Source organism: Mesorhizobium tamadayense (assembly GCF_003863365.1).
GTDB lineage: Bacteria > Pseudomonadota > Alphaproteobacteria > Rhizobiales > Rhizobiaceae > Mesorhizobium > Mesorhizobium tamadayense.
In genome coordinates, this window is the sequence record NZ_RQXT01000042.1 from 1 (window position 1) to 26517 (window position 26517).

General features: G+C 60.2%; 23 protein-coding genes and 1 pseudogene. 7 read left to right on the forward strand and 17 right to left on the reverse strand.

Going from position 1 to position 26517, the window contains the following annotated elements; translation table 11 throughout:
- From EH240_RS26880 to EH240_RS26895, 4 genes and pseudogenes are all read left to right on the forward strand, one after another.
- Nucleotides 1-597, forward strand: a 597-nt coding sequence (locus tag EH240_RS26880; protein WP_148101152.1) for a pyridoxal phosphate-dependent aminotransferase, incomplete at its 5' end; no start/stop codon positions are given.
- A gap of 91 nt (nucleotides 598-688) precedes the next feature.
- Nucleotides 689-1717, forward strand: coding sequence for an LLM class flavin-dependent oxidoreductase (locus EH240_RS26885; protein ID WP_125004288.1), 1029 nt, complete (start codon nucleotides 689-691; stop codon nucleotides 1715-1717).
- Nucleotides 1718-2404: 687 nt separating this feature from the next.
- Nucleotides 2405-3730: a Fic family protein gene (locus EH240_RS26890; RefSeq protein WP_125004290.1), complete on the forward strand. Its 1326-nt coding sequence runs from the start codon at nucleotides 2405-2407 to the stop codon at nucleotides 3728-3730.
- A 142-nt stretch (nucleotides 3731-3872) separates the two neighbouring features.
- Nucleotides 3873-4285: pseudogene (locus tag EH240_RS26895) on the forward strand (sugar O-acetyltransferase); the annotation flags it as partial.
- A gap of 408 nt (nucleotides 4286-4693) precedes the next feature.
- Here the strand turns inward: EH240_RS26895 and EH240_RS26900 are convergent.
- The 15 genes from EH240_RS26900 to nifS all read right to left on the reverse strand — a co-directional run bounded on the left by EH240_RS26900 (nucleotide 4694) and on the right by nifS (nucleotide 20556).
- Nucleotides 4694-6574: an ABC transporter ATP-binding protein gene (locus EH240_RS26900; RefSeq protein ID WP_125004292.1), complete on the reverse strand. Its 1881-nt coding sequence runs from the start codon at nucleotides 6572-6574 to the stop codon at nucleotides 4694-4696.
- Nucleotides 6574-8436, reverse strand: a complete 1863-nt coding sequence (locus EH240_RS26905; RefSeq protein ID WP_125004294.1) for an ABC transporter ATP-binding protein — start codon at nucleotides 8434-8436, stop codon at nucleotides 6574-6576. The genes EH240_RS26900 and EH240_RS26905 overlap by 1 nt, the downstream gene beginning before the upstream one ends.
- Nucleotides 8437-8489: 53 nt before the next feature.
- Nucleotides 8490-9413, reverse strand: a complete 924-nt coding sequence (locus EH240_RS26910) for an SIR2 family protein (RefSeq protein ID WP_125004296.1) — start codon at nucleotides 9411-9413, stop codon at nucleotides 8490-8492.
- A 27-nt stretch (nucleotides 9414-9440) separates the two neighbouring features.
- Entirely contained in the window at nucleotides 9441-9653 is a 213-nt protein-coding gene (nifT, locus tag EH240_RS26915) for a putative nitrogen fixation protein NifT (protein ID WP_125004298.1), read from the reverse strand.
- Complete coding sequence (locus EH240_RS26920; RefSeq protein ID WP_125004300.1) at nucleotides 9650-9970, reverse strand: nitrogen fixation protein NifZ; 321 nt, start codon at nucleotides 9968-9970, stop codon at nucleotides 9650-9652. The genes nifT and EH240_RS26920 overlap by 4 nt, the downstream gene beginning before the upstream one ends.
- A 95-nt stretch (nucleotides 9971-10065) precedes the next feature.
- A complete protein-coding gene (locus tag EH240_RS26925; RefSeq protein ID WP_125004302.1) occupies nucleotides 10066-10260 on the reverse strand; it encodes a 4Fe-4S binding protein in 195 nt (64 codons plus the stop codon).
- 32 nt (nucleotides 10261-10292) lie between these two features.
- Nucleotides 10293-11774 carry a nitrogenase cofactor biosynthesis protein NifB gene (gene nifB / locus EH240_RS26930; RefSeq protein ID WP_125004304.1) on the reverse strand — a complete coding sequence of 494 codons (1482 nt, stop codon included), beginning with the start codon at nucleotides 11772-11774 and terminating at the stop codon, nucleotides 10293-10295.
- 237 nt (nucleotides 11775-12011) lie between these two features.
- The gene (gene nifA, locus EH240_RS26935) at nucleotides 12012-13763 is read right to left on the reverse strand and encodes a nif-specific transcriptional activator NifA (protein WP_125004306.1); all 1752 of its coding nucleotides are present in this window, start codon (nucleotides 13761-13763) and stop codon (nucleotides 12012-12014) included.
- A gap of 173 nt (nucleotides 13764-13936) precedes the next feature.
- A complete protein-coding gene (locus EH240_RS26940; protein WP_125004308.1) occupies nucleotides 13937-14236 on the reverse strand; it encodes a ferredoxin family protein in 300 nt (99 codons plus the stop codon).
- Nucleotides 14237-14247: 11 nt separating this feature from the next.
- Nucleotides 14248-15555 (reverse strand): FAD-binding protein, encoded by a 1308-nt coding sequence (locus tag EH240_RS26945; protein ID WP_125004310.1) that lies wholly within the window; start codon nucleotides 15553-15555, stop codon nucleotides 14248-14250.
- 11 nt (nucleotides 15556-15566) lie between these two features.
- Nucleotides 15567-16676, reverse strand: a complete 1110-nt coding sequence (locus EH240_RS26950; RefSeq protein WP_125004311.1) for an electron transfer flavoprotein subunit alpha/FixB family protein — start codon at nucleotides 16674-16676, stop codon at nucleotides 15567-15569.
- A 16-nt stretch (nucleotides 16677-16692) separates the two neighbouring features.
- Complete coding sequence (locus EH240_RS26955; protein ID WP_125004313.1) at nucleotides 16693-17544, reverse strand: electron transfer flavoprotein subunit beta/FixA family protein; 852 nt, start codon at nucleotides 17542-17544, stop codon at nucleotides 16693-16695.
- 185 nt (nucleotides 17545-17729) lie between these two features.
- Nucleotides 17730-18110, reverse strand: coding sequence for a nitrogenase stabilizing/protective protein NifW (gene nifW / locus EH240_RS26960; protein ID WP_125004315.1), 381 nt, complete (start codon nucleotides 18108-18110; stop codon nucleotides 17730-17732).
- Nucleotides 18107-19342, reverse strand: a complete 1236-nt coding sequence (nifV, locus tag EH240_RS26965; protein ID WP_125004317.1) for a homocitrate synthase — start codon at nucleotides 19340-19342, stop codon at nucleotides 18107-18109. Before nifV ends, nifW begins: the two co-directional genes overlap by 4 nt.
- Complete coding sequence (nifS, locus tag EH240_RS26970) at nucleotides 19339-20556, reverse strand: cysteine desulfurase NifS (protein ID WP_125004319.1); 1218 nt, start codon at nucleotides 20554-20556, stop codon at nucleotides 19339-19341. Before nifS ends, nifV begins: the two co-directional genes overlap by 4 nt.
- Before the next feature lie 519 nt (nucleotides 20557-21075).
- Here nifS and EH240_RS39720 point away from each other — a divergent pair.
- Nucleotides 21076-21204 (forward strand): hypothetical protein, encoded by a 129-nt coding sequence (locus EH240_RS39720; protein WP_281035164.1) that lies wholly within the window; start codon nucleotides 21076-21078, stop codon nucleotides 21202-21204.
- Nucleotides 21205-21319: 115 nt separating this feature from the next.
- Here the strand turns inward: EH240_RS39720 and EH240_RS26980 are convergent, their stop codons facing one another.
- Nucleotides 21320-21640 (reverse strand): iron-sulfur cluster assembly accessory protein, encoded by a 321-nt coding sequence (locus tag EH240_RS26980; protein WP_125004321.1) that lies wholly within the window; start codon nucleotides 21638-21640, stop codon nucleotides 21320-21322.
- Nucleotides 21641-22393: 753 nt separating this feature from the next.
- On the opposite strand from EH240_RS26980, the gene EH240_RS26985 reads away from it, so the two are divergent.
- The gene (locus EH240_RS26985; RefSeq protein ID WP_125004323.1) at nucleotides 22394-23452 is read left to right on the forward strand and encodes a hemin-degrading factor; all 1059 of its coding nucleotides are present in this window, start codon (nucleotides 22394-22396) and stop codon (nucleotides 23450-23452) included.
- A gap of 10 nt (nucleotides 23453-23462) precedes the next feature.
- A complete protein-coding gene (locus EH240_RS26990) occupies nucleotides 23463-23939 on the forward strand; it encodes a hypothetical protein (RefSeq protein WP_125004325.1) in 477 nt (158 codons plus the stop codon).
- Nucleotides 23940-24591: 652 nt separating this feature from the next.
- On the opposite strand, the gene EH240_RS26995 is transcribed toward EH240_RS26990, so the two are convergent.
- Complete coding sequence (locus tag EH240_RS26995) at nucleotides 24592-25809, reverse strand: MFS transporter (RefSeq protein ID WP_125004327.1); 1218 nt, start codon at nucleotides 25807-25809, stop codon at nucleotides 24592-24594.
- Nucleotides 25810-26517: the final 708 nt, after the last annotated feature.

A 26517-nucleotide genomic window follows, 5' to 3' on the forward strand; every position in this document is an offset into this window, starting at 1 on the left:
GCACAATCGGACCGCTTGATCGTCCTGGACGAGGCCTATGTCGACTTTGCACCTGATAATGGTCTGCGCCTCATCGATCGCTATTCGAACCTTCTTGTCTTAAGAACATTTTCGAAAAGCTATGCAGCCGCCGGCGTTCGCGTCGGTTTCGGTTTCGGTCATCCCGAAATTATTGGCAGGCTGCGCAACATCCAGAACGTCTTCAACATGAATGTGATCGGGCATGCGGTTGGTATCAGCGTCCTTGCGCATCGCGCCGCCTATGCAGAGAACCACAAACACATCAAGCTTGAACGCCAGCGCGTGACCTTGGAGCTGTTGCAACTTGGATTTTCCGTAACACCGTCCCATGCGAATTTCTTGCTAGCCCGTGTGCCAGCGGGACAGGACGGCTCATGGTGGCAAGCAGCCTTGGAACGGCAAAAGATACTTGTCGCCTTCTTTCCCGATAAAGGTTTGCAAAATCACATCCGCATTAGCATCGGTACCAAAGAACAGATGGATGCATTTCTTGCAGCAGCGAGAGAGATTTCTGGAAGCTTAAAGATGCCAAGGTCAGGCTTGGCAGCATCAGGCTCTGCTTGCCCGCTACGCTAGCGATAATCCGAGCGATCACACACCTCTATGCCTTTGAATTGTTGGTCATCGCCAGCAAGAGAACCTTCTGCGTTAAACTTGGAGAAATCGAGTGAGAAACGCCTTTCCTTCAACCTTGACCTTCGGAATCTTCGATCACCTAGACGAGGACGGCCGCGATATCGCCCGACAATACGCGGATCGCCTGATGTTAGCAGAGGCGTGCGACCACCTCGGTTTCTATGCATATCATCTGGCAGAGCATCACTGTACTCCGCATGGGAGAGGTCCATCGCCGAATCTGTTCTTATCGAGCGTCGCCCAGCGCACCCAACGCCTTCGCATCGGCCCGTTGGTGATGCTACTTGCCCTTTATCATCCGCTGCGAGCCTTCGAAGAGGTCTGTATGCTTGACCAATTGAGCGGTGGTAGGCTCGAACTCGGTATAGGACGAGGCTCTTTCCCCGCCGAATTGGGTTACTTCGGAATTGGTGCGGACGCGGCGCCAGGACAGTATGCGGAAGCCAGCGAGATCCTTATCAATGCGATGAAGGGCGGCACGCTCTCTTATCAAGGGCGCCATTTTGAACTGAATGACGTTCCTTTGACGCTAAGACCTCATCAGCGGCCGCATCCGCCGACCTGGATCGCCACCAATCGACCCGAGCCGGCAAGCTGGGCCGCGGCTAATGGGGCAAATATCGCGTGCGTGGGACCTTCCTCTTCTGTTCGCAGAACGACTGATGCTTTCCGCGCCGGTCGAGAGCACGAAACTGGGGCGGACGATCGAGCACCATTTCTTGGACTGCTGCGAATGGTCGTGATTGGGCGTTCTGAAGCAGATGCGTATTCGCTCGCGGCACCTGCTTACGAACGATGGCTTAAGAGCTTCAAATTCCTTTACGACCGCAATGCCATTCCGACTCCACCAAACCTGCCGCTGACTTTCGATGCAGCAATCGGAAGTGAATTGTGCGTAGTAGGATCGCCAGCTTCCGTGCGAAAAGCTCTGCTTGGTCACGTGGAAGAGGCAGGGGCCAATTACCTTCTTTGTCAACTGGCATTTGGGGATCTGCCGCTAGATGCTTCCCTATACACCGCAACGACAATTCAATCCGAAATCATGGCTCAAGTCGGCTGACCACGAAATTCGCTGTCGGGATTGGAGGTCAAATCATTGTCGAAACGCTCGATGACGTTCCCATGCAGTCTGGGGACGACCCTGCGTATAATGGCGGGATTGATATGTCATTGGGATGTTCGAGTGTGGTGCGGTACCGGGACGGGAATGCGACCGTCGCACTCGGATCCACCTGCACCGTCACTTACCGTTCTATCGTCAGGCGCACATCTGAAAGCGGGCAAGGAACAATTCGCTATTCGGTAGCAACCGCCACCAACTCCCGAATTAACGCTTCAACCTGGACTTTACTCCAGAAAGGCCAGAGCCCGTCTCCCCGTTCCCCTCGAAGGCGTCAGGCTTTTCCATGAGCGTATCGAGATGCCGTTCGCCCTTGTCGCGATCAGAACTTCGATCCCATGGAACTCCCGCGTCCGTACAAGGCATCCAAAGTTAGACTCGCGTCGCGTTGTCGAGGCGGAGGCGCGCTCACTGGCCTCGGCACCAGCTCAGGGACACATCCGCGGTCGGGCGAGGCGAGCGATTTATTCTTCATTTATTCATACACCTTTTGGCAGTTTTTACATCATTGTAAACAAAGGGTTTTTGTGCATCCATTTGTTCATGAATGGCGATATGTTCGTTTGACTTTTGCAGGGCGGCGGGCGCTTAGTCGTCCCTGCGTGAACTTGTGAATTGGTGAATCCCATGCATCCAGTGATGGCGCTCCGCAATTTGGACACCCTCCAGAAGGAGATCGTCAGCATCCTTTCCCGCGTCGGGATCGGCATGTCGCAGACTGACATCGTTGCGAAACTGACTAGCCGCGCCAGCCAGCCAACCGTGTCCCGGGCGATGGCCAAGCTCGTCGCCGACGGGATCGTCATCAAAACGGGAGAAACCCGCGGCGCATCGTTCGATTTGTCCCCAGCAGCGTCTTGGTTCTCGAAGGCACCGCACTACCGCCCCGAGGTTCCGTATGACCCCGAGCGGATCGGAGGTTACGTCCCGAACATGACAACATGGCTTCCAACGGAACAGTTGGCGCGCATGAGGGCCGCCGCGGAAGGCGTAAACCAGGCCCTGGATGCATCGACGTATAGCAAGGCGATCGCGGAACGCTTCCTGATTGACCTCGCCTGGGCATCATCGAACCTTGAAGGGAACACATACACCTATCTCGACACGGAAGTCCTCCTTCAATACGGCCAGAAAGCGAGCGGCCACGAACTGGCGGAGGCAACCATGATCCTCAACCACAAGCACGCGATTTCCGAACTGCTCGATAGCGTGGGGAGGCCCGTCCTCAATCCCCAGTTCGCCGCCCGTATCCACGCGATGCTCCTTCGCGACCTGATCTCGCCCGAAGACCTTGGGCGGGTGCGGGGAAACCCGGTCAAGATTCAAGGCTCCAGCTACCAGCCGAGCGGCGACCGCACCCAGTTCACGCAGGACCTGGGCCAGCTGCTCTGGAAAGCGGAACAAGTCGAGGACCCGTTCGAGGCAAGCTTCCTGTTGCTGACCGGGTTCTCCTACCTGCAGGCTTACATCGACGGCAACAAGCGGATGGGGCGGCTCATGGCCAACGTACCATTGCTGTGGCAGGGCCTACCGCCGATCTCGTTCATGGGCATCGACCGCAGCGCATACCTGTCCGGACTCATCCTCTTCTACGAACTGGGCGACGCGTCATTGATGGCCGGCGCCGTGGCTGACGCCTATGAGGAGACGTCGAAGAACTACACGGCTGCGGTGGCGACCAGGCGGGTGCCGAAGTCTGTCGAACTGCGTGAGCGGAGGCGCATCGACGAGGCTATCCGTACCATCGTGGAGGATGGCATCCCGGAAGATGACGTGCGGTCGTTCGCTTCGGATTATTTCCAGGACCTGAATGATGAAGACCGGGACCACCTCGTTGGGTTAGTGGCCGAGATAATCACGGCGATCACACCGGAAAACGCGGGGGCATGGAGCGTCGACCCTGACAGGGTAGCCGCCTACATCAGCGGCAGATCCAAAACCCATGGCACTTAGTCTGTTTTATTCACCATTCATTCAAGCCGCCAACGGAACGGCCAAGCATATGATTATTATGGACTATTTTCAGGCGTTTTATTCATAACCGAGGACGCGGCCTTAGAAACCCGAGTGCGGCGGCGATGGACATTTCAAGCTCTTGTCCGAGCGGCTAGCAGAGGTTGGGCCCGGAGCGGTCATCCGTCCGCCTTTTACTGCGACTATGGCTTCAACGTCCGGATCGGAGCCAGCGTCTACGTCAACGTCAAACGCGTCATCCTTGACGTGGTAGAGGTGACGATTGGCGAAGGAATGGCAATCGGGCCTGCCGGGCTGATCTACACCGCCGATCATCCACATGATCCCGAGCAGCGGCTGGCTGGGCTGCAGTTCGGGCGTCCTGTCCGCATTGGCAGCCGTGTCTGGATCGGTGGTGGAGCAATCATTCTCCCGGGCGTCACCATTGGCGATGATGCGGTTGTGGGCGCTGGCAGCGTGGTCACCCGAGATGTTCCAGCTGGGGTAACGGTCGTGGGAAGTCCGGCTCGCGTGCAAGGGGTTCAAAGTCGTTGAATTTGGAGGTTTATGGCACGCGGCGAGCATGCCGGATGGTTGTGTAAGGCAACCTCTCAATTTCGGGCCGGTTGGGCGGGTTCCGCTCCGCTTACATTCGGCATAATCTGGCGTCTTACAGCGCCTGATGAAGGCCGGTCCCCAAGCGCGCTGCCCTGCAAAGTGATGGGCATTGTTCCTTCCATCCTTTGCCGACATATCGCGCACGGCTCCGGTATGGGGATGGACGCATTCTTGTCGAGGCTGATCAGCTCGGAGACGCATCGCGTCGTCCGCGATGGAGGCAGGCTGGGCGGTTGTGCGCAATTGTAGCCCCGGCCGACCATGTCCCCGACAAGCACCCCAGCTACAACGATCTCGCCGGCCTCAAGAAGATGGTGACCGTCAAACATCAGGTCCGGGAGCCCGCTAGTGCGGTGATATATCCAGTTTCACTTCGGCAATGTCGTCGAAGGACGCGTTGTAGAGTTTGGAATAGAGCCCATCCATGGCCATTAGTTTGTCGTGGTTGCCGGTCTCGATGACCTGGCCATTCTCAAGCACGATGATACGGTCGGCGCCTCGGATCGTTGCAAGGCGGTGGGCGATGACGAGCCCGGTTCGGCCTTCGAGCAGTTTTCTCAGAGCGTTCTGAATGAGCATTTCCGTGTAGCTGTCGATGTTGGCGGTGGCCTCGTCGAGAACCAGGATCTTGGCGTCGGCAACGAGAGCGCGGGCGAAACTAATAAGCTGACGTTGGCCCAGAGATAGGTTGCTACCACGTTCGCCGAGTTGGGCTTCATACCCGTTGGCAAGGCTCATGATGAAGTCGTTGGCGCCCACCGCCTTGGCGGCCTCGATGACCTTGTCGCGCGTGGCATCCGTCTTATGGTAGCGAATGTTCTCGAATACCGTCCCGGTGAAGAGGAACGGCTCCTGCAGAACCATGGCGACCTGGCGGCCGAGCGATTCCTGAGTCAGATCGCGCACATCACGCCCCCCGATGAGCACCTGCCCCCGCTGAACATCATAGAATCGGTGGACGAGGGCCATCGCACTCGATTTACCCGAGCCGGTCGGCCCGACCAAGGCGACCGTCTCGCCGGGATTGACCCGGAAGGAGATCTTTCGCAGCACCGGATGATTGGGATTGTAGCCGAAGGTGACGTCCCTGAACTCGACTGAACCGTCCATTTCCGGCGAAATCACCTTGGCATCCGGTTTGTCTTGAACCTCGATCTTAACGTCGAGCACGTCGGTCAGGCGCCTGCCGGATGCCATGGCGCGCTGCATGACCGAATATTGCAGGGTGAGTGAGCGAATTGGGTCAAAGAAGCGCTGGATGTAGAATAGGTAGGCGACCAATACGCCCACATCGATGCGACCATTCATGACCATGGAACCGCCGGCTACGATAACGACAGCCATGGCGAGGCCGGTGAGGCCATCGACGATCGGCACCATGACCTGTGCATATCTGGCAGCAATCAGGTGTGCCCTCAGGTCGGCCTGTGCCTTGTCGTCATAGAGAATGAAATTCACCTGCTGGCGGTCCATGGACTGGACGGTGCGCACGCCGTGAATGGCTTCGGCCAGCGCGCCGTTGACGACCGAATTGGTCTCGTGTGCAGCCATGAAGGCCTCGCGAGCACGCGGCAACCAGACGATGCGGATGATCAACAGAGCCGGCAAGACCGAGAGCGTCAGGAGGCCCAGGCGCAAGTCGAGGTACAGCATCACGAAAACGATGCCGAACAGAAGCGCAACGTCGCCTACGGAATAGACCGATGTCTCGAGAAACTCCTGGATGGAGTTGACGTCGCCTTGAAGGCGGGACATCAGGCGTCCGACCTCGGTCTTGTCCATGAACGAGAGCGAAACCTTCTGCAGATGGCCAAACATGGCGCGGCGGATATCGAACAGGACGTTGACGGCCATTTTCCCCACCATAGTTTCCTGCGTGTAGGAGGCGCCGAAATTACCCAGGATGGCGAGAGCGAACGCGCCGACGGCCGCCAGCAGCGCGGAGCGATCAACGCCTGCTGGAGTCATGGCGTGGTCGATCGCGTAGCGAATGATCAGCGGGATGAGAAGCTGCGTGCCGATGAAGATCAGCAATGCGGCGACCGAGATGATAACCATAGCGCGGTAGGGGCGAACGAAGTCCCAAATGCGCCGCATGACGTTCTTGTCTAAAGCCCGACCGAACATCTCCTCCTCGATGCGATGGGAGCCAACGACCGCGCGCGGGGGGCGTCTGCCGTCGTCATTGGGTTCGATCTCGGGTTCGCTAGCGTGCCCCTTGGCCATCAGGGCGCGCCTCTACACGCGATCGCGATGTCATCACCCGGGCGCAACTGGAGATCGTTAAGGGCCTTATAGCGTCCTCGCTTGGCCAAAAGCTCTTGATGGGTGCCCCGTTCGACGATCTCGCCGTTTTCGACAAAAAGGATACAGTCGGCGTGCTTGAGCGAACTCAGCCGCTGGGCGATGATGATCGTCACCCTGTCCTTGGCGAAACGCCGTATCGCCTCGCGGATGCGCTGCTCGGTCGCGGCGTCGATCGCGGCCGTTGAGTCGTCGAAAACCACGACGGAAGGGCGCAGCATCATGGTGCGCGCTATCGTGAGACGCTGGCGCTGGCCGCCCGAGAGAGAGGCGCCGCGTTCGCCCACGAGCGTATCGTACCCTGCGGGGAGGCCGAGGATGTAATTGTGCAACTGGGCGGATTCGCTGGCGCGCTCGATCCGCTGTTCCTTCGCCCAGGGATCGCCATAAGCGATGTTGTTCTCTATCGTGGTGGTGAACAGGAATGCATCCTGCTGTACGATGGCGATCGCCTTGCGAAGCGTGGCGAGGGTGACCCCGCGGATGTCTTGCCCGTCAAGCGTGATCGTGCCCCCGGTGACGTCGTAAAAGCGGGGGATCAGATGAACCATTGTCGATTTGCCCGAACCCGGCGCACCAACGATCGCGATCGTCTCGCCCCTGCGGGCCTCAAAGCTGATATTCTTGAGAATGGCGCGGTTTCCGGCGCCGGGATATGCAAACGAGACATTGTCGAATCGCAGAGCGCCTCCCGTGATCTCGAGTGGCCTGGCCTCGGGCGCATCCCTGATCGTGACATCCTGGTCGAGCAGACCGAAGAGGCGCGAACCGCAAGTGTAAGCGCGGGCGAAGGCATTGACCATCAGGCCGATCTGGCGGACGGGCATTTGCAGCATCGTCATAAAGGCCAGAAACGTCGCAAGCGTTCCGACGCTGAGCTGGCCGGCGATGAGCTTGGCGCAACCGATCCAGAGCACCAACCCCATCGCGAAAAAGAAGGACAGGGTCATTGCCGACGTGTTGGGCACATAGACGTCAACTTGCTCGTGGGCGAGGTCGAGCGCGTTCTTCGAGGCGCGATCGAACTTCGCCATCTCATAATCCTGCGCCGAAAACGCGCGGACGACGCGAACGCCTGCGAGATTTTCCTCCATCACGCGGCCAAGGACCGAAAGCCGCTCCTGCAGGTCGAGCCAGGTGGCGCGTAACTTAAGCTGTGTGACCGACGAGCGCCAGGCGACGAAAGGCACGAAGCTCAGCGCGACCAGGCCTAGCACCGGGTCGGTTGAGATCATCATGTAGGCGCCGATCCCGATCAGCATGGTGAGCTGAAGCACGCGAACCAAGGCGGTGGAAAAATACATCCGCACGCCGTCGAGATCGAGCATGCCAAGGGTGATCAGATCGCCTGAATGCACCCGGTCGTGAAAGGAAAAGCTGAGGCGCTGGATCTTGTCGTAGCAAGCGAGTCGCAGTTCGTAAGCGACCTGATGCCCGACGGCTTCGGCAAAATAGTTCTGCGCCATCGTCAAGAGGCCGCGAAGAGCGCTCACCGCGAGCAGCAGGAGAGCCGGTGTCCAGAGCGCCTGTGCGGCGGCGGTTCCCGTCACACCGCCCGCGATGGCTATCTGGGTCTGATCGACGGCCTGGCCGAGAAGCTGCGGAATGAGCGACTGGAGGATTGCCGCTACGACCGTCGCGCCGAGAGCAAAGGCGACTTGCCGCGGGTGCCGCAAATTCATGCGCGTAATGCGCAGTAGCGTACTCAATCCCCGCCCCAGGGGGGCCGCTTCCACATGCGCGGACGAATTGCGAGAGGTCGCGCCAACAGCATCACTGCTCACGGGTGTGTTCCGACTGAATTTTGCGCCTTCCGAAGCAAGCCCGACGACTCACATCAAAGGCGTCCTCGATGTTGATCCTGGCCACCATCTGCTGCAGAGCCTGACCCGACAAGCCGAGCCACGGCTTCATTTGCGGGCAGGTCGATCACCGTGATTCCGCTTGCCGCAAGGAATTTGGCTTCGTTTCTGGTCAGCGTTTGCGCATCCATTATCGTGCAATGTGGGCCTTCGGAGCGCTTCATGATCTGCCTGGCGAAGGTGCGCAGCATCTGATCGTTGAAGCGGCAGCCAAAGAAGAAAAAGCCACGGTTCGTGCGCCGCTCCTTTACCACGTCAGGGATCGGCGTCTGGATGTCGATTTCGGTCAGGACTTCGACATAGTCCGAATCTGCTACGAGGAAATTCGCAGCCGGCCTAATGCTGCCGTGAGGGGTATAGAGAACCGTTTTAGCCACCGACCCGGGTTCGAGTTCGCTCCCGGCCAAGTCATAGGTTTTCATCCAAATGTCACCGAATTGGTTCGCCCGCGTCACGCCTTGTATCTCGACGACTTCCTTTCGGCCGGCGTCTGCGAGGGCCGCGCGCATGGCGCCGTCGTACCAGCTGTCGATGATGAGGGAGAGCGGCAGCTTTGCGAGCCAGGCGTGGAGGACGGTCGGCGCCGTCGGCGCTGCGAATATCTCGGCCATCCACGCTTGAAGCGTCCGGCGATGTCGGCGCTGCTCGATGAACTGTGCGACCGACCACATATTGGTGCGAATCTTGGAAGGGGCTGGCGCGCGCGTATTGAGTGCCGCGGCGACGGCTTCCGGGCTGTGCGGTACAGGCGTTTCCGCGGAGCTGAGCCCGAGGAGACCTGGACCCAAATATGGAATCACCGCATCGGCCGCGAGCGCTTCGTTCAGCAGGTCAAGCAGCTTTTCGGCAAAGCTGTCCTGTAAGACGACGAGGTGGCCCGAGGTCAGAGTAGTGTTCATGCTCGTTTCCTCTCGCAACCGGCAGCATCAGACCCCGTCGGAAATCTTCCTGGCCTCGACGGTGATGGGAAGACGCGTATCCGGTGGAAGGTCGGGCAGGACGAACCGCCACCCGTTCTTGAGCGTTACGGTCCCGCCCCACAAGTCCTCGTTCTCGAGCTTGACGATCGGCTCTTCGAGATCCTTCTTGGGCACATACGCCGACAAGCCAGCATCGGTCCTGCGGATCATTACTTTCATCTGGCTGCTCCTCGGTTCGCGGGGGTTTCGACACTGCAAGGAATCTCGACGTTGTCGAGGCTCACGAGTTCACGCGCTCGCATGCCGACGATCGTGCCGCGATCGATCCATTCGACCGCATAGATGAAGAACTGCTGGAGAAAGGTGCCAATGTCGCGCACATAACCCTCGTCGCCCTTCCGCACGAGGTTTTCGCCAATCTCCCTGCCAGGATACGTGCCGTCATTCTTTATGTGTTGTGTGGCACGGACCCGCTCACCCGGCATAAATCGTGGAGGTTTGCGGATTTCGACCTCCTGTTCGCGTCTCAGCCGCATGGCGGTTCCTTCTTTTCTCGGGGTGCAGGTTGTCGGCAAAGGAGTTCCAGGCGCCCTCCGGAGGCGAGCCCGGCCCTATCGTTAGCCGATTGGAGTCAAGCGGGAACGCAGGTCTTCGGCACCGGACATACCGAGACGCATTGCTGCGTGTCGAAGGCTTCCTTGCATTCGGTGCACTTGTCCGGATCGATCACGTAGGTCTCGCCCTTGAACTCGATCGCTACGGAAGGACATTCGAACTCGCAGGCGCCGCATTGGGTACATTGGGATGCGATGATCTTGAAAGGCATTTTAACTCCTGGTTCGAGTGGAATGAGACGGCTCAGGCCGTCGCCGCCCGTGGTTGAATCCCAAACTTGGCAGCGTAAAGCGCGCCGATTGCAGTCTCGATGTAGTCATGGCCATAAGCGTCGATTGCTCGGATTCCAGCTTCCGCGAGCTGATCCTTGGGGCAGTCTCCGATCTTGGCGCACAGCACGATGTCTATGCCTTCCAACGCGGCGATGACGCCGTCGAGGGTGTCGTTTTCACCCCGGCCGCCGAGGCAATACTGCTCGACCTTGCGGTGCCCGACCAAGCTGATCCCTCTCGGCGAGGCTTCATAGACCTGGAATTCCTTCGCATGGCCGAAGTGTTCGTTGACGCGGCCGCCACCCCTGGTAGCCACGGCGACGAGAAGGACCTTGCCGGAACCCGCGGCCTTGACCATTCCGATCGCCTCGCTTCTAGCTGCCACGTGATCTAGGCGCTCGTGCGCGACCACCTCTTGATAGGCTTCGCGCCTACTGGGATCGTAGGTGACCTCGCCGGGAATGCTGTCGAGCGTGAATTCCTGGCCACGATCCTCGCCGAGCAGGCCGACGGCATCGGCCCGGCACTGCCGGCAGTGGCGCATCAACTTGGCGCCGCCTTCGAGACGATCCTGAAGAGTCTTTATCTCCATTGCATTTGGGCCGCGCTGCCTCGTCAGGCCGAAGTGAGTACCGTGCGCCGGGTCGGAAATCAGCGGCATGACGTTATGCAGGAACGCGCCACGCTCCTTGACCCATCTATTCACCTCGATCAAATGCTCGTCGTTCACGCCGGGAATCATCACCGAATTGATTTTGGTGAGGATGCCGCGCGCGGTCAGCATCTCCAGGCCCAGCCTCTGCCGCTCGTGCAGGATCCGTGCGGCTTCGATGCCGGTGTGGCGGCGATGATCGTAAAAGATCCAAGGATAGATCTTTGCGCCGACTTCAGGGTCGACCATGTTGATGGTGATCGTCACGTGATCGACATTCATATCGGCGAGCTCGGCGACATGGTCCGGCAGCGCCAGACCATTGGTGGAGATGCACAGCTTGATGTCGGGGATTTCCCTCGCAACTCGGTCGAATGTTGCCTTTGTCTTTTTCCAGTCGTAACAGGCATCGCCCGGTCCGGCGATGCCGAGTACAGAGAGCTGCGGCACCTCGTTGGCGACCGCGATCACTTTGCGTAGCGCCTGGTCGGGTGTCAGCTTTTCCGAAACGACCCCAGGCCGGCTTTCGTTGGCGCAGTCATATTTCCGATTGCAGTAGTTGCACTGGACGTTGCAAGCCGGGGCGACCGCGACGTGCATGCGCGCGAAATAGTGATGCGCTTCTTCCGAAAAGCAGGGGTGATCCTTGATCTTGTCCCAGACAGCCGGATTGATGTCGTCCGGCTTTCCCGACAAGCCGCAGGTTGAAGAGGCGCAGCCACCGGATTTCGCGGTCGCCAGCAACTGGTCGAAGGATGTTGTGCTGGTCAGGCCTTCAAGCGAAATTATCGGTGCGGACATCGAACGGCTCCGTTGCTGTAACGTCGCAGTTGAAGGCGCAAGAGCTATGCCAGCTCAAAGAGCGATTTTAGTTCACCAATTGGCTTTCGGTGTCGGATTCTGTCGGTTTGCTCCGGCACAATTTTGTCCGGCTTCCGACAGTGCACAAGCGACCCCCGTCGCGAAGGGCACGGCGTCTTGCGCACGCGCAGTGTCAGGAAGACGACTCCGGCTGACGGTTGACGTCTCTTCACGACCCTAGAATTTCTTCAGCTCGATACCATGCCGGCGCAGAGCGTAGCCGACCTGCCGCGGCGTGAGGCCGAGGATACGAGCCGCCTTGGCCTGAACCCAACCAGCCTTCTCCATCGCGTCGGTCAGGCGGTCGCGTTCGGTCAAATGTGGGCCTATCGCGGGGCAAGCGGGATCGTTCGGGTAGACGACCTTGGCAGGCGATACCTCGCCTTCGGGAGCACCAACGCGCCGAACCGGCAACGTGTCACGCCGGGATAGTCCGTCGACGGCATTGCCGCCACGCGAACGGTGGGCTCCTTTCCAGAGGAGTGACGAAAGGCATTGGCTGTTCTGGCAGGCGAAATCCGATGGGGTGATCGTCCTTGAACGCGCAAGTGTAGCCGTCCTTTGCACGCAGTTTTCCAGCTCGCGGACATTGCCAGGGAAATAGCATTGCGAGATCAGATCAAGCGCCGACGGCGCGAAAGCGCACTCGCGATGGTTGTCCTTGTTGAATCGGCCGAGGAAGGCGTTCGCAAGGCGTGGAATATCGCCGGCTCGCTCTCTGAGCGGAGGCAGGATGATTGGCACAACATTGATGCGGTAATATAGGTCGGCCCTGAACTCTCCAGTTACGACAGCCGTCTCGAGATCCTTATTGGTGGCGCATATGAGCCGGACATCGACCTGAAGCGTCCTCGTGCCGCCCACTCGCTCCAGTTCGCCTTCCTGCAGGACGCGCAACAGCTTGGCTTGAAAAGCACGCGAGATCTCGCCGATTTCGTCAAGTAGCAGCGTTCCGCCATTTGCCAATTCGAATCGGCCGGCGCGCTGGGAGATAGCGCCGGTGAAGGCGCCCTTTTCGTGTCCAAACAGCTCTGATTCCAGAACGCTTTCAGACAGTGCTGCGCAATTCAGTTTGACGAAAGCCTTCTTTCCCCGAGGTGAAAGCTTATGGATGGCCTGGGCAAAGAATTCCTTGCCGGTGCCGCTTTCGCCCCGCAGAAGCACAGTCGAATTGGTCCTTGCCACGACCTTTACGGTTTCGAGAACCTGCTTGAGTGCGGGACTTTCCCCGATGATCCCGTCGATTTTGACACGCCGATGCGTGGCTGCGTCGGACCTCTCCTCGTCCAGCCATTTCTCCGGTCTGCGTTGCTCATCGATGAACCGCTGTCGATCCATACTCAGGATGCGATGGAGACGAATGGTGCGGCCGACAAGGTCGGCGACCATGGTCAGGAAGCGTACGTCTTCGTCGCAGAGAGAGCTGGTCTCGCCGCCGCCGACGCGGTCGATCGACAATGTCCCGAGAATCTCGTGCTCAGCTTTTATCGGGATACCGACGAAGGCAATTGGGATTGTGTTGCCGCTCAAAGACGGTTGAAGGTCGGCCTGAAACAGTTCTGACTGGCTAACATCGTGGATGACGAGCGGCGCCCCCGTAGCTACGATCCTGTCTATCGCGGCCCGCGGTATGATGCGGCCAGTTCCTGATTGAGGTGGGCGGGGGCTGCCGGTGATTGCGGTAATGTCAGGCTCCGCTTCGCCATCCAGGACGACGATTGCTGCATGACGCATTTGCACAAATGAGGAGAGGGTATTCACGACATTGGCAATCGTGATCTCAAGCCGGGTGGGGGCGGTCAGGACCTTCGATATCTCGTAGATTCCCCTGAACGAGATGTCCGCTTCGCGAATGGAGTTGATCCGTGGTTCAGGCAGGATATTCCGATGTCCTCCTTCACCGACCCGATCTCGCAGTACGTGAGTCATGCAAACACCTCAGGGGTTGTCGTCCAGGGTGCTCCTCCCAAGCGCCGTTTTGTATTCGGATTCCAAAACCACAGTGTTCACTATCTTTCTAATGTGAGGGTCATTCCGGCAGCGGCTGACGTGCCGAACTTCAAGTCCGACAGATCGCGCTCTTGAGATGATGCGCGCGCCGGTCATCCAAACTTGAAGAGAACACCGAAGCCGCCGCGTGGATAGTTCCATTCGATCTCGCCAGCGGTCTCGCACAATATCCGGCAGGTGCCACACTCCATGCAGCCGTCGGGGGTGATCTCCACTTGACCCTTGTCGTTCAACTCATAGCATTTTGCTGGGCAGACGCGTGTCAGCGCGAGCAAGTTTGCGCTTGGCCTCTCGTGCGGTCGCACTTTGATATGCGGGCGGCCAGGATCGACCAGATAGCGGTTCTGGTAAAGCTTGTCCTCGACACGTGATTTCGTCACTGGGATCGTCATCTCGTCTTCCCTCAGCGCCACGCGAATGCCAGGCGGACCGCGTCGCTGACCAGCCCCCAGCGCGAGCGCGCCTTGATGAAGGCGGCCGTGGTCGCTTTTTCCTTCTCGATCTTCGGCGTGCCGTCGACCCGCATGAAGTTCTGCGCGGCTTGCGACATCAACCGGGGATAGGTCGTGAAGAAATTGCTGGAATTGGTGTGGAGCAAAGCCGGCATGTCTTTGTATTTTCTCAGGTCCTTGAGCACGAAGGACCTGTCCAACATCTGCTTGTAGAGGGCGAGGTTCCGTTTGGTCATAGGACCGTTGCGGCTCTTGACCTTGACGATTGCCTCAGCCGCGATGCGGCCGGAGGTCATGGCGAGGTTCGAACCCTCGCGGTGAACGGCGTTGTTCAGCTGCGCGGCATCGCCGACCACGACCCAACCGTCGCCAAAGAGCTGCGGAATCGCCTTGTAGCCGCCTTCGGGAATGAGATGCGCGGCATATTCTTTCACCTCCGAGCCAGCGATCAGCGGCCGGATCGAAGGATGGCTTTTTAAGGCATCGAGCAGGACGTAAGGGCTCTCCATCGTTGCGGCGAAATCCGAGACGAGGCAGCCAATCCCAAGTGAGATCGACTCCTTGTTGGTGTAGAGGAAGCCGAGCCCGGCCATGCCGCGGGAGGTCGTGCCCACCGCCTCGATCACGCAACCTTCATCGCCCTTGAGGCCGAACCGCTGCTCAATGACCTCTTCGGGCAGGAAATGCATTTCCTTGACGGCGAGCGCCACGGCTTCCGGCTTCAGCATCTTGCGCAGTCCGCCCCGCGTGCCAAGCAGTCCGCAGACACCTTCTGCAAGAACGATCACGTCCGCGTAGATCGCTCCGCCAGCACGATCTGTGCGGACACCGATCACCTTGCCCTTGGCATCATGGACGAGTTCCGTCACGGTCGTCTCGCACAGAACCGTGGCGCCGGCTTCGCGCACCTTGCGCGAAAACCATTTATCGAACTGGGCACGGATGATCGTGTAGCGGTTGGGCTTCGCCTCGTTGAAGTCATCCGAGCGATAGTGAATCCCGGTGTGTGAGCTGTCGTCCATCACCCAAAGCCGCTGTTCAACCAGATGCCGCTCGAGAGGCGCGTCATCCCGGAAATCCGGAATGATCTCCTCCAGCATGTTCGCGTACATGATGGCACCCTGGACATTCTTGGAGCCCGGATATTCTCCGCGCTCCAACTGCAGCACCTTCAGGCCGCGGCTTGCCATCGTGTAAGCAGCTGCGTTCCCGGACATGCCGGCCCCGATGACAATGGCGTCGAATTCGTCCTCGATCATCTCCGTCTCCCTTAGCTTGCAAGCTTGTCGCGACTGTGCGGCGACAGCCGCCGGGTGAAGGCTTCCGTCAGTGCGGGCAGGAAGCGGATCGCATCGGTAACGATTCCGAGGTGAGCAAAATCGAAAATCGGCGCGTTGGGATCGGTGTTGATGGCCACGATGAGATCGGCCCCTTCCACGCCAACCCGGTGCTGGATGGCGCCGGAAATCCCCGCCGCTATGTAAAGCTTCGGCCGGATGGTCTTGCCAGTTTGGCCGATTTGCCGATCAGGCGACACCCAGCCCTTCTGGACCAGTGGGCGCGAACAGCCATGTTCGGCGCCTATCGCGCGCGCGAGATTCTTCACAAGCTGCAAATTCTCCGCCGCGCCGAGACCGAGACCTCCCGCAACCACAACGTCGGCATAGGCGAGATTGGCCATTGCCGACTGGCTATCCGGTAGGAAACTGAGGACTTTGGTGACGATCTCGTCCTCGGTAATCGACACCTTGTGCTGGATGACACGGCCGACCGGCTTATCCGCCCGCTGCGGCATGGGCATGACCCTCGGGCGCACCGTCGCCATCTGCGGTCGATAGTTGAGCGTATAGATTGTGCATAACAGGGAACCGCCGAAAGTCGGACGGGTCGCGGCGAGCGAACCGTCGGCATCCACGTCGAGTTCGGTGCAGTCGGCCGTGAGGCCAGTCTGCAAAGTTGTCGCCACAGAACCAGCAAGATCCCTTCCGAGTGTGGTCGCACCGAGAAGAAGGATCTCGGGTTTGTGGGTAGCGACCAGATCCGTCATCGCCTTGGTGAAAGGCTCGTTTCGATAGTCGGCGAACAGTGGCGCCTCGACGATGTAGACAAGGTCGGCGCCATAAGCGAAGGCTTCGGCAATGGCGTCCCCGATGGCCTCCCCAGGTGGGCCGAGCACGACGCCAGCAAGCTGCACCTCAAGCTTGTCGGCCAGCTTGCGACCTTCGCCGAGCAGCTCGAATGATACCGGATGGACCTGGCCGCGTTCGAGCTCGATGAAGACCCAGATGTGTCGGTAGTCCTTGAAATGGTCGGGCAGTTCCTTCTTTATGCCGGCACGGCCGGCGGTAGGGCGAGGGGTTTCTCGGTTCACGGTCGACATTGTCTGCTCCTGGTCCTCACGCGCCACTGTTGGAGGCGAGCTCTTGTTCCAGCGCCGGCTGGCGGGTGAAGATTGCGGCGATGGTGTGGTCAGCGATATCGCGCAACGTCTTCTCCGCAGTGTCGAGTTGCACCGCCTTTTCCGCCCGCGCAGCAGGAGCGAAAACACGCTTGACGACCGTCGGCGAGCCGCGCAGGCCACATCTGGTGAGATCCTCAATGCCGGCGTCGGCCGCACTCCACTTCAAGACCCGGCTGCGCGCGGCACACAGGGCGTCCTCAAGCGATCCCCGGCGGATCTCGTTTGTGCCTTCCAGCATGGTGATGAGGCACGGGAGCCTGCTCTTCAGCATTTGTGTGCCGCCTTCGCAACGGCGTTCGACCTTAATCTCGCGCGCAGCGAGATCGATAGAGGCGATCTTCGCGACATAGGTGAGCTGCAAGAGACCAAGGCGCTTGGCTATGCCGGGCCCGACCTGGGCGGTGTCGCCATCGATCGTCTGCTTGCCGGTGAAGACGATGTCTGGCGCGCCGAACGTCTCGCCAATCTTGGCGATTGCCTGGGAAAGGGCGAAGGAGGTCGCCAGCGTGTCGGAGCCGGCAAAATAGCGGTCGGTCAAGAGCACCGCGCGGTCGGCGCCGTAACCGAGCGCCTTGCGCAGCGAGTCCTCTGCCATGGGCGGACCCATACTGAGCACGGTGACCTCGCCACCATAAGCGTCGCGCAGTCTGAGTGCTTCTTCCAGGGCGAACAAGTCGTAAGGGTTGATGATGGTCGGCACACCCTGGCGCATGATCGTGTTCGTCACCGGATGGACCCGTATCTGTGCCGAGTCGGGCACCTGCTTGATGCAGATTACGATATGCATTGGCGGTTTCTCTAGGCTCCTATCGCGATCGGGGCTTGGCAGTTCACCTTCTCGGCTGCATCATTCGTGCCAAGTGTTTCGCGGGCCCTTATTCCTAGAAAATCGGTTGGTTGCTCTGAGGGTGCCGTCGTGATGACCGGATTTGTCGGCTTCTCGACATTGTCGCGTCTCAACCCGTGTCGCGCTCATTCGCTTCCGAACCGCTTCAGTGCGGAGTCGAACGGGACAAAGGCGCGGCCCGGCGTGGCGGGTTTGTTCGGATCGTGGTCCTTGAGTACCTTGAAGACCCGATGCGTAAGCGGCGAGGAAATCGCGAAGTCCTCATAGGCGCGTTCCAGCGTGGCGCGCACGCGCGCGGCGACTACCGGGTCGGGCAGACCGGAGAAATCTTCTTCGGAAAGGTATTGGCCCACCCGCTTCATGATATGGAGCCGTGAGACATTGAGCACGTTCGGATCGTAGGAGACGCCAAGGACAGCGAAGAACTCCTCCGCAGCCGACAGGCCTTTCAGCCGCGCGAGGATGTCGGTGACATCAATAGGGCGGCTGTCAGCGGAACAATTCATTGCACTCTCCCCGGTCGGAAAAACTGTGGTGTCGATGCGTTTGTCGCAGGGCCGACCTGCGCGCAATCCGCGGCTGCAGGAATGAAATGGGATGAACCAGCCAGGCGTGCCTCGCTGGACATTTTCTCGTAGAGCTCGACCAGTTGATCTGCAGTGACGGTCGATTTGGTCTCGGCCGCCTTGCGGCGAACGCGGGCCACCATGGCGGCTGCCAGATCCGGGTCGAGATCGCGGCCGCTTTCGCTCAGCACATGGGCAATTGCCGTGGCGCCAGAATGTTTGCCGATGACGATAGCCCGGCAACGGCCCACGAGAGCCGGATCGAGCCCCTGATAGCTACGCGAGTCCTTCAGCAGCCCTGCGACGTGAATACCGGACTCGTGGGTGAAAACATCGGCGCCGACGACCGGCTTGATGGCTGCTGTCGGCCGGCAGGCGGCCCGCGCCACCTGGGCGGCAAGATTGGGCAACGCGGTCAGGTCGATGCCGGCGTCTGCGCCGTCAAGGACGGCCATCGCTGTGGCTACCTCTTCCAGCGCGGCATTGCCCGCGCGCTCGCCGAGGCCGAGGACGGTCACCGAGGCATGGCGCGCGCCGGCGCGGATTGCGGCCAGCGTGTTGGCGACGGCGAGGCCGAGATCGTTGTGGCCATGAAATTCGAGGTCGATAGAAGACCGCGCCGCGACCCAGGCGACAAGCTCAAAGGTCGAAAATGGGTCAAGAACGCCGACCGTGTCGGCCAGCCTGATGCGGCTTGCGCCGGCCCGCGCGGCCGTCTCGATGACGCGGGCGACATGATCCGGGTCGGCCCGCGAGGCGTCCTCGCAGCCTACCGCAACGAAAAAGCCGCGGGCGGCTGCGAGCCCGACCATGTGCTCGATGACCTGCAGCGCTCCCGCGTGATCGAGGCCCAGCTTGGCGGCGAGCTGGATGTCCGATGCAGGCAGCGACAGATTGACGGCGGTGACGCCGCTTTGGATTGCTGCCTCAAGATCCTGCGATGTCATCCTGCACCAGGCCGTGAGCCGAACCGGGAGGCTCTTCGCGACCGCGCAGCGAATTGTTTCGATCTCGTCGGCGCCCATGACCGGCGAGCCGATTTCGATCTCTGGCACGCCGGCTGCAGCAAGAGACTCAGCGATCTCCAGCTTTTCCGCCGTGGTAAAGGCGACGCCGGGTGCCTGCTCGCCATCGCGCAAGGTCGTATCGTTGAGATAGACCTGACGGTTCATGAGCGACCACCGCTTCTTCCGGCACCGGAGCATGGACCCGATTGAATGTCCTCGGCACTTCGCTTATCCGGCCAAGAATTGCGAACGCCACGCAGCCTCTCCACGATCGCGGGCATGACCTCAAGCACTCGGTCGACATCCGCTTCGCCGTTGTCTCGCGCGAAGGAAAAGCGGACGGCCTCGTCCGGCGTTTTCATCGCCCTCAGGACGTGGCTCGGCTCCAACGAGCCGGAGGTGCAGGCGGAGCCGGCGGAACACGCGATCCCCACGCGGCTCAGGAGAAGTGGGATTCCATCGCCTTCGATATGTTCAAATGAAATGTTGGCAGTGTTTGGCAACCGCGCCAGCGGATCGCCATTGACGCAGGTGTTTGGGACGCCCTGGAGAATTCCGTTTTCTAGGCGGTCGCGCAGCGACTTTACCCGTGTGGTCCCGTCGTCCATGAATTTCGAGGCGAGTTCGGCCGCAATGCCGAGCCCGACTATGCCAGGCGTGTTCTCGGTGCCTGCACGCCGATCGTGCTCTTGGCGACCTCCTGTGATCATCGAGCGGAAGTGCACGCCACGCTTTACATAGAGTGCGCCGATCCCTTTCGGGCCATGCAGCTTGTGGCCGGACAGCGACAGCATGTCGATTGCGGTCGATTTCAGGTCCATTGGAAGTTTCCCGACCGCCTGCACAGCATCGGTATGGAAAAGGGCGCCGACTTCCTTGGCCAACTCAGCAAGCTTGCAGACGGGGAAGATCGTGCCAGTCTCATTGTTTGCCCACATGATCGAGACGATTGCCACGTGTGGGGTGAGGGCGGCCCTGTAGGCGTCGAGGTCAAGCCGGCCATGGCGATCCACCGGGATTGTGTGCACCTTGACGGCCCGCGTCTTTTCAAGATGCGCGCAGAGCGTCAGCACGGCCGGATGCTCGACCGCTGAAATCAGGATCTCTGTTCGGCCAGGCAACACCTCGAGCCCCGAAAGAATCGCTGCATTGTCGCTTTCCGTCCCGCCCGAGGTAAAGATGATTTCATGGTCTAGCTCGGCGCCGATCAGCGCCTGCAGCTGGAGGCGCGCCTTTTTCACCGCGGCAAAGGCCGCGGCGCCGAACCCATGCGTCGACGAAGGGTTGCCGAATTGATCTGTAAAGAACGGCAACATCGCTTGAACGACCTCAGGATCGACCCGTGTGGTGGCGTTGTTGTCGAGATAGACAGGTCTCATGCTGCGATCCCTCAGTTGACCAGAATGACGCGACGCCCGAGATCGCTCGCATTGAGCCTGGCGCATGCCGGTGATGGTGATGGACCAAACCGGCAGCCGGTGCAGGCGCCCGCCAGTCTTGACGCCGACATGGTCGCCGTCGACATCGTCAAGTTCGCCTCCCCGCCGTGAGCCTCCAGGTAGCCCCCAACAGTGTCTTCCATCGGGCGAATCTACTGCAGCGTCGTCACTGGGCGGCCGACAGTTTCGGCCCCTCCAGGAACTGAACTGTTTCTGGCGGCGACGTTCTGCACATCCCACCGGAAGCGATCGCTGGTCCGCAATCGGCTTCGACCTTGCCTAGTTGAGGGCGCGGACGTCTGTTGTCCCGGGCGTACAGAGCCGCTATGCCGCAATAACGCCCTCGGCGGACATTGCTCCCTGGACCAGAACAAGCACTTCCTCGATGGCTGCGAAGCATGCGAGGCAGCCGCGGCCAGCTTTTGTATAGCAAGTGATCTGCCCGGCGGTGGTTTGCTGATGGTGAGTTCGGTAACCGCCGACAAGGAGGTGGTCGTGGCGCCGCTGCTGAAGGTCTGGCGCTCAGCGGCAGTGATCCTTGAGGCGCCAGGGTCGATGCCGATCACCGATTCAGACGTGTCGCCATAACCAATGGTGCCGGCCATACCTCCTGCATTGGCTGTTTCCAGAACGCCGGCATGTTTGCGGGCGAAGTGTTGCTTGGCGTTCCCGCTACAGTTCCACATACGGCTGCCTCGGGCGATCAGCCGAAGGACTTGCCGCAAGCGCACTTCTCCCGCGCGTTGGGATTGTCAAAGACAAAGCCGGAGGATTCCAGCCCCGTGACAAAGTCGACGGTCATGCCGGCTACATGGGGCTGAGACCCTACGTCTACGAATACCTTGACCCCGTCTACCTCAATGATCGCATCGCCCTCGCGCGAGGCACTCTCGGGGCCCATCAGATATTTGAAGCCGGCGCAGCCGCCAGTCTGGACCATGATGCGAAAACCTTCCGCCGGCTCGCTCGCGCTGGAAAGAGCCGTCTTGACGGCGGCAAGCGCGGTGTGGGTGAGCGTTATCATGGCTAAGTTTCTCCTCAGTCCGTGCCGCATTTGCGGATGACCGTGCATGTGCCATGCCAAAGTAGAAACCTCTTTAAAACAGAAGCTTGTCCCTACAACACTGTGTCGGATGTGCGACATTGTCGGCAGCGTACACGACGTCCGACCGCGTGGATTGCGCCGTCACAGTCCTGTCCTGAAAGACAGCGGGGCAACACCACTGGGTGGTTTTGTCTAGACCGCGACACAGTGGTCTCGCCGTCAGTCGTGCTGCACTCTCTCGTAAACCATTGACCGGTATGCGAAGATTTCTTCGAGGTCGCTTCTCCGCGATTGGCACGACATTTGAAGCTCCTTTCCGGCGAAGGCGGCAGAACTGCCGACCGACACTGATCTTGCGGGTGACCCGCGATCAGTGGAACGAAGGAAGGGACGCAAATGTCAGGTTTGGACCAGATCCGCTTTCGGAGGGAAAGCAGCACCTCCCGTCGACCCCGAATGCCGGATCGGTCGGTTAGCGTCGACATCCACAATCGCTCGCCACCGCCTGATCGCCGCCGATCGACTTGAGATGCGATACGACCGACATCCAACGGTCTGTCTCATCGCGTGAGAGCAGCCAGCGCGTTTCGAGCCGGCGACACGGCGGCACGTATGCCGTCCAGCAACACTGGGGCAAGCAAAGATCGGCATCAGCCTCACGGGCGCGCTCTATTGGCGAGCACCCGGCAGGGCAGTTGATCCTCAACAATTGAGTGGAAGCAGGGGAAAGACATGGACCAGCGCCAGAAACCCTCTCCGGACCAAATCCGGCGGGCACAGGAAGACAGTCCGAAAGTCCGCGAGCGCGATCTGGCCGCCAAATTGAGCGTTTCGGAAGCGGAGCTGGTCGCGGCACATTGCGGTTTCGGCGCGGTACGCATCGAGCCGCGCGTCAATGATCTGCTGATTGGCCTCGAAGCGGTCGGCGAGGTGATGGCGCTGACCCGCAATCAAAGTGCCGTGCACGAGAAGATTGGCGTCTACAACAAGGTGGTAACCGGCAACCACCACATCATGGTGCTTGGCGACGACATCGATCTGCGCATCTTCCCGGAGGCTTGGGCGTATGGTTTTGCCGTCGAAAAGCGCGATGACGGCGACATCCGCCGCAGTCTGCAATTCTTCGACGCTGCCGGCGCTTCAGTGCATCAGGTGCATGTCAGGCCGGCCTCCAACCTCAACGCTTATCAGAAGCTGGTGGCGGAGTTCGCATCCTCGAACCAGGAGCCGATCTTGTCGGTTAAGGTGAGCGGAGCCGATGACGCAGAGGTTCCGGACCAAGCCACCACGATCGACGAGCTGCGTGAGCACTGGAGCCGGCTGACCGACGTGCATCAGTTCTTCGACATGCTGAAGACGCTGAAGCTCAGTCGGTGCCGGGCGATGCGCATGGTCGGCCAGGATTATGCCTGGCTGCTCGACAATGCTGCCGTTGGCGCCATGTTCCAAAGCGCGGCCGAAGAAGAGATGCCGATCATGTGCTTCGTCGGCAATCGTGGCTGCATCCAGATCCATTCCGGCCCCATCAAGTCGGTCAAGCCGATCGGGCCGCGGATCAATGTTCTGGACGAAACCTTCCACCTGCATCTCAGAACCCACCACATCCACGAGGTTTGGGCCGTGCGCAAGCCGACCAGGGACGGTCACGTCACGTCGCTCGAAGCCTATGGCGCCGACGGCAAAATGATCATCCAGTTTTTCGGCGAGCGCCATGAAGGCGAACGCGAGCGCGGCGACTGGCGGGTCTTGGCCGAGACCCTGCCGCGTATCCCAATCCCGACAGCCGCCTGAGGTCACACCGATGCATGTTGATTTCCGTCTTCGCTCGGCGCCGGCGCCGGTCCTTTGGATTCTGCTGGCCACCGCTCTGCCTGCCAATGCCAACGAGGGCACAGCTGTCTTTTCCGATCCGGCACGGATCGCCTCGATCGCAGGTTCCATCACCGAGATCGCCTACATGCGTGGCGAGTATGGTAGCTCCGGTTTCGACACGCTACGGCCCGAACGCCGCGCTGAAGCCGTCCGATGTCTAATACGTCAGCGCCCCGCGCAGGGATGTTCTGTCGGTCAATGGTCCAAGAGACTGGCCCTATACGGCAGCGGGCGCAACGAAGCGATCGACGTGAAATCGGTTGGTCCCTTCATCAAGCTGCCGGAGGACGGCGTCTGCAAAGGCATTCTCGAAAAATCCACGTCGCCCGCTAGACGCTCGGGTCGACGCCAAGGCCAGGAAACCCGCTGCCGGCACGAAGGCGACCGAAAAGCAGATCCCGCCTGAGCGGCGGCGACGGCGCGGATCGAGCCGGTCAAGCCGTTTTAGAGGGGGTGAGGGTGCCGTGGTGTTGGCATGTCCAACTGCCTTCGTATTTCGGGCCGCGCGCCTTTCGCAGCTGTCTCAGCCACGGCACCGGAGCGCGATTGCGCCTGCCGATGCAAATGGAATCGTTGCACTGCGATTCATCGCGGCAGGAGCCATGCGCAAGCAGACAAAGCCGTTCAGACCACGCCGTCCTGAAAGCCGAAAACTGGCAACCAGCATAACGAGATCCGAGGAGGCAGCACTCCTCGACCGTGTCAGCGCCATTGCGACCGGGACCAGAAACGAGTTCCCGGCCCTTCAAGAACCGATGCCTGATCACCCATCAGCTGCCAAGCGCGAACCGCGTTCGCCCGGGCTGCGTAATCCTGCCCAACTCCGTCCGGGCGAACGCTGCCCGCTCCTGTAGGGCGCGGAGGTGAAGGCCGGCGGGCGCTGGCGCGTCCATGCCCATCGGGAGTCGATGCGGAAGAAGCAGTAGCCGGATCCAGGCGGCCTATGCGATCGGCGAAACGAAGCCTGCAACCGACAAAGTAATCGTGCGCAGGATCGCGGCGCGCGGCTGGTGCGATTGCATCTGTCGCCGCGCTGAGGGCTTCTTCTGTCAGGCGGTCTAGGTTTCGCGATTCGGGCCGTGCAGGAACACCGTGAGGGCGGCGAGGAACGTGGCAACCGCGCTGTACGCAAAGACACTGGATAGGCCGGCATTGTTCACCAGTAATCCGCCGACAATCGCGCCGGCTGCGATGGCCACCTGGAACGTTGCGGCCATCAGAACACCGGCGCTTTCGGCCTGCTCGGGAACGGCGCGCAGCACCAGCCACGTCTGTACCCCTACCGGCACCGCACCGAAGGCAAAGCTCCATACGGCAATCGCAATCGCCGAGGCCAAGGCCGATGCTCCCACCATCAGCAGCGAAACAGCGGCTATCGCTATGAGCAGGGGCGGCATTGCCGCCACTGCCTTGAGGCTGTGTTTGGCCAGGAATGCGCCGGCTAAATTGCCCAAGAAGCCGCCTATGCCAGATGCGAGCAACACTAGCGAGATCGCCTCGATATCCAGCGCGGGAACCTTCTCGAGGAAGGCGCGGATGTAGGTGAAGCTGGCGAAGTGCCCAGAAGCGACCAGCAGGACGACCAAAAGCGCGACCTTGATCATCGGCTTCTTGGCCGCATCCAGCAGACTGCGGAATCCAGGCATTTCAACCGGAGGCAGCGTTGGAATCGTTACCAGTTGCACCAGCAGTGTTACGGCATTAACGACTGCGGCGATCATGAAGGCTGCTCGCCATCCCCAGATCTCGCCAACATAGGCGCCGATTGGGGGCGCGCAAACGATAGCGACGGAAACGCCGGTGAGGATAATTGACATGGCGCGCGGCAGAAGGTGATTTGGAACGAGCCGCATCGCCAGCGATGCCGAAATCGACCAGAAGCCTCCGAGCGCAATGCCGAGCACGACGCGTGCCGCCAGGAAAACCGGCAGCGACCACGCGACTTCCGCCAGAACGTTGGACAGGATCTGCAGCAGCATCATCGCCCACAGGACGATCCTGCGGTCCAGGCGCTTTGTGATGATGGCCGTCGTCGGCGCCGAGATCGCCGCAGCGATCGCGGTCGCTGTCATCGTCTGTCCAGCCGCACCCTCCGTGATACCGAGATCATGCGCGAGCGGTGTCAGCACGCAGGCAGGCAGAAACTCTGCCGTCACCAGCCCGAAGGTCCCCAAGGCAAGCGAAATGACCGCACCCCATGCGGGACGAGAAGGTTGATCCGGCTTTTCTGGGCCGTGCAGAACAGCCTTCATGAAGCCTGTCGCGGATTCGGTCATGAATAGGCTCGCCAGTTTGGATGACCTGCAAGATGGGTTGGCTGCGTTGACCCGCATTCAAGCCAGAAGCGCCGCCGGTCCCGGCGGCGTTGCACGAAAGGATGTTCATCGCTGCCTGACATGTTGTGATGGTGCGGCAGGCGATATCGGTGCCGGTTTGTCCGAGCCGGACGAGGATGCCATCGTCGGAAGGCACTCCATCGGGCGTTCCCATGGCGACCATCGGCGGTCGGTCTCGAGCCAACCATGCGCGAAGCAGCTACCGAGCACGGACTCTGAAGGAAACGATGTCCCGCGGCGGAAACCGGCACGGTCTCCCCAGGCGCTTCTACAGAGCTTCGCGTCTCAGCCATGGTTCCGCTTGTAGCTTTGGTGCCTGGATGCTCTAACGATGAGAGCAAGCACCATGCCATTTCACTTTAAGGCACCCGATCGACTACTCTTTGGAGTGACCCTTTTGGCTGGAGCAGGAGCACCGTGCCCTTGCCGAGGCCGAGCGCACCGCACATTTGCTTGGCACCCGGACCGAGCAGTGGTGATGCATGGTCAGGGCAATCCGCACTTCCGGAACCGGCTCGGGAAACACGAAAACCGTTCTGGACAGGCTGGCCCATGCATTGCCGCACACCGGCTGGCACCGTGTCGACCGCGTAAGGCGCTATCGCGTTCTTGAATGCGCCGGCATGGCGGTCTGCGAACACACCGCTG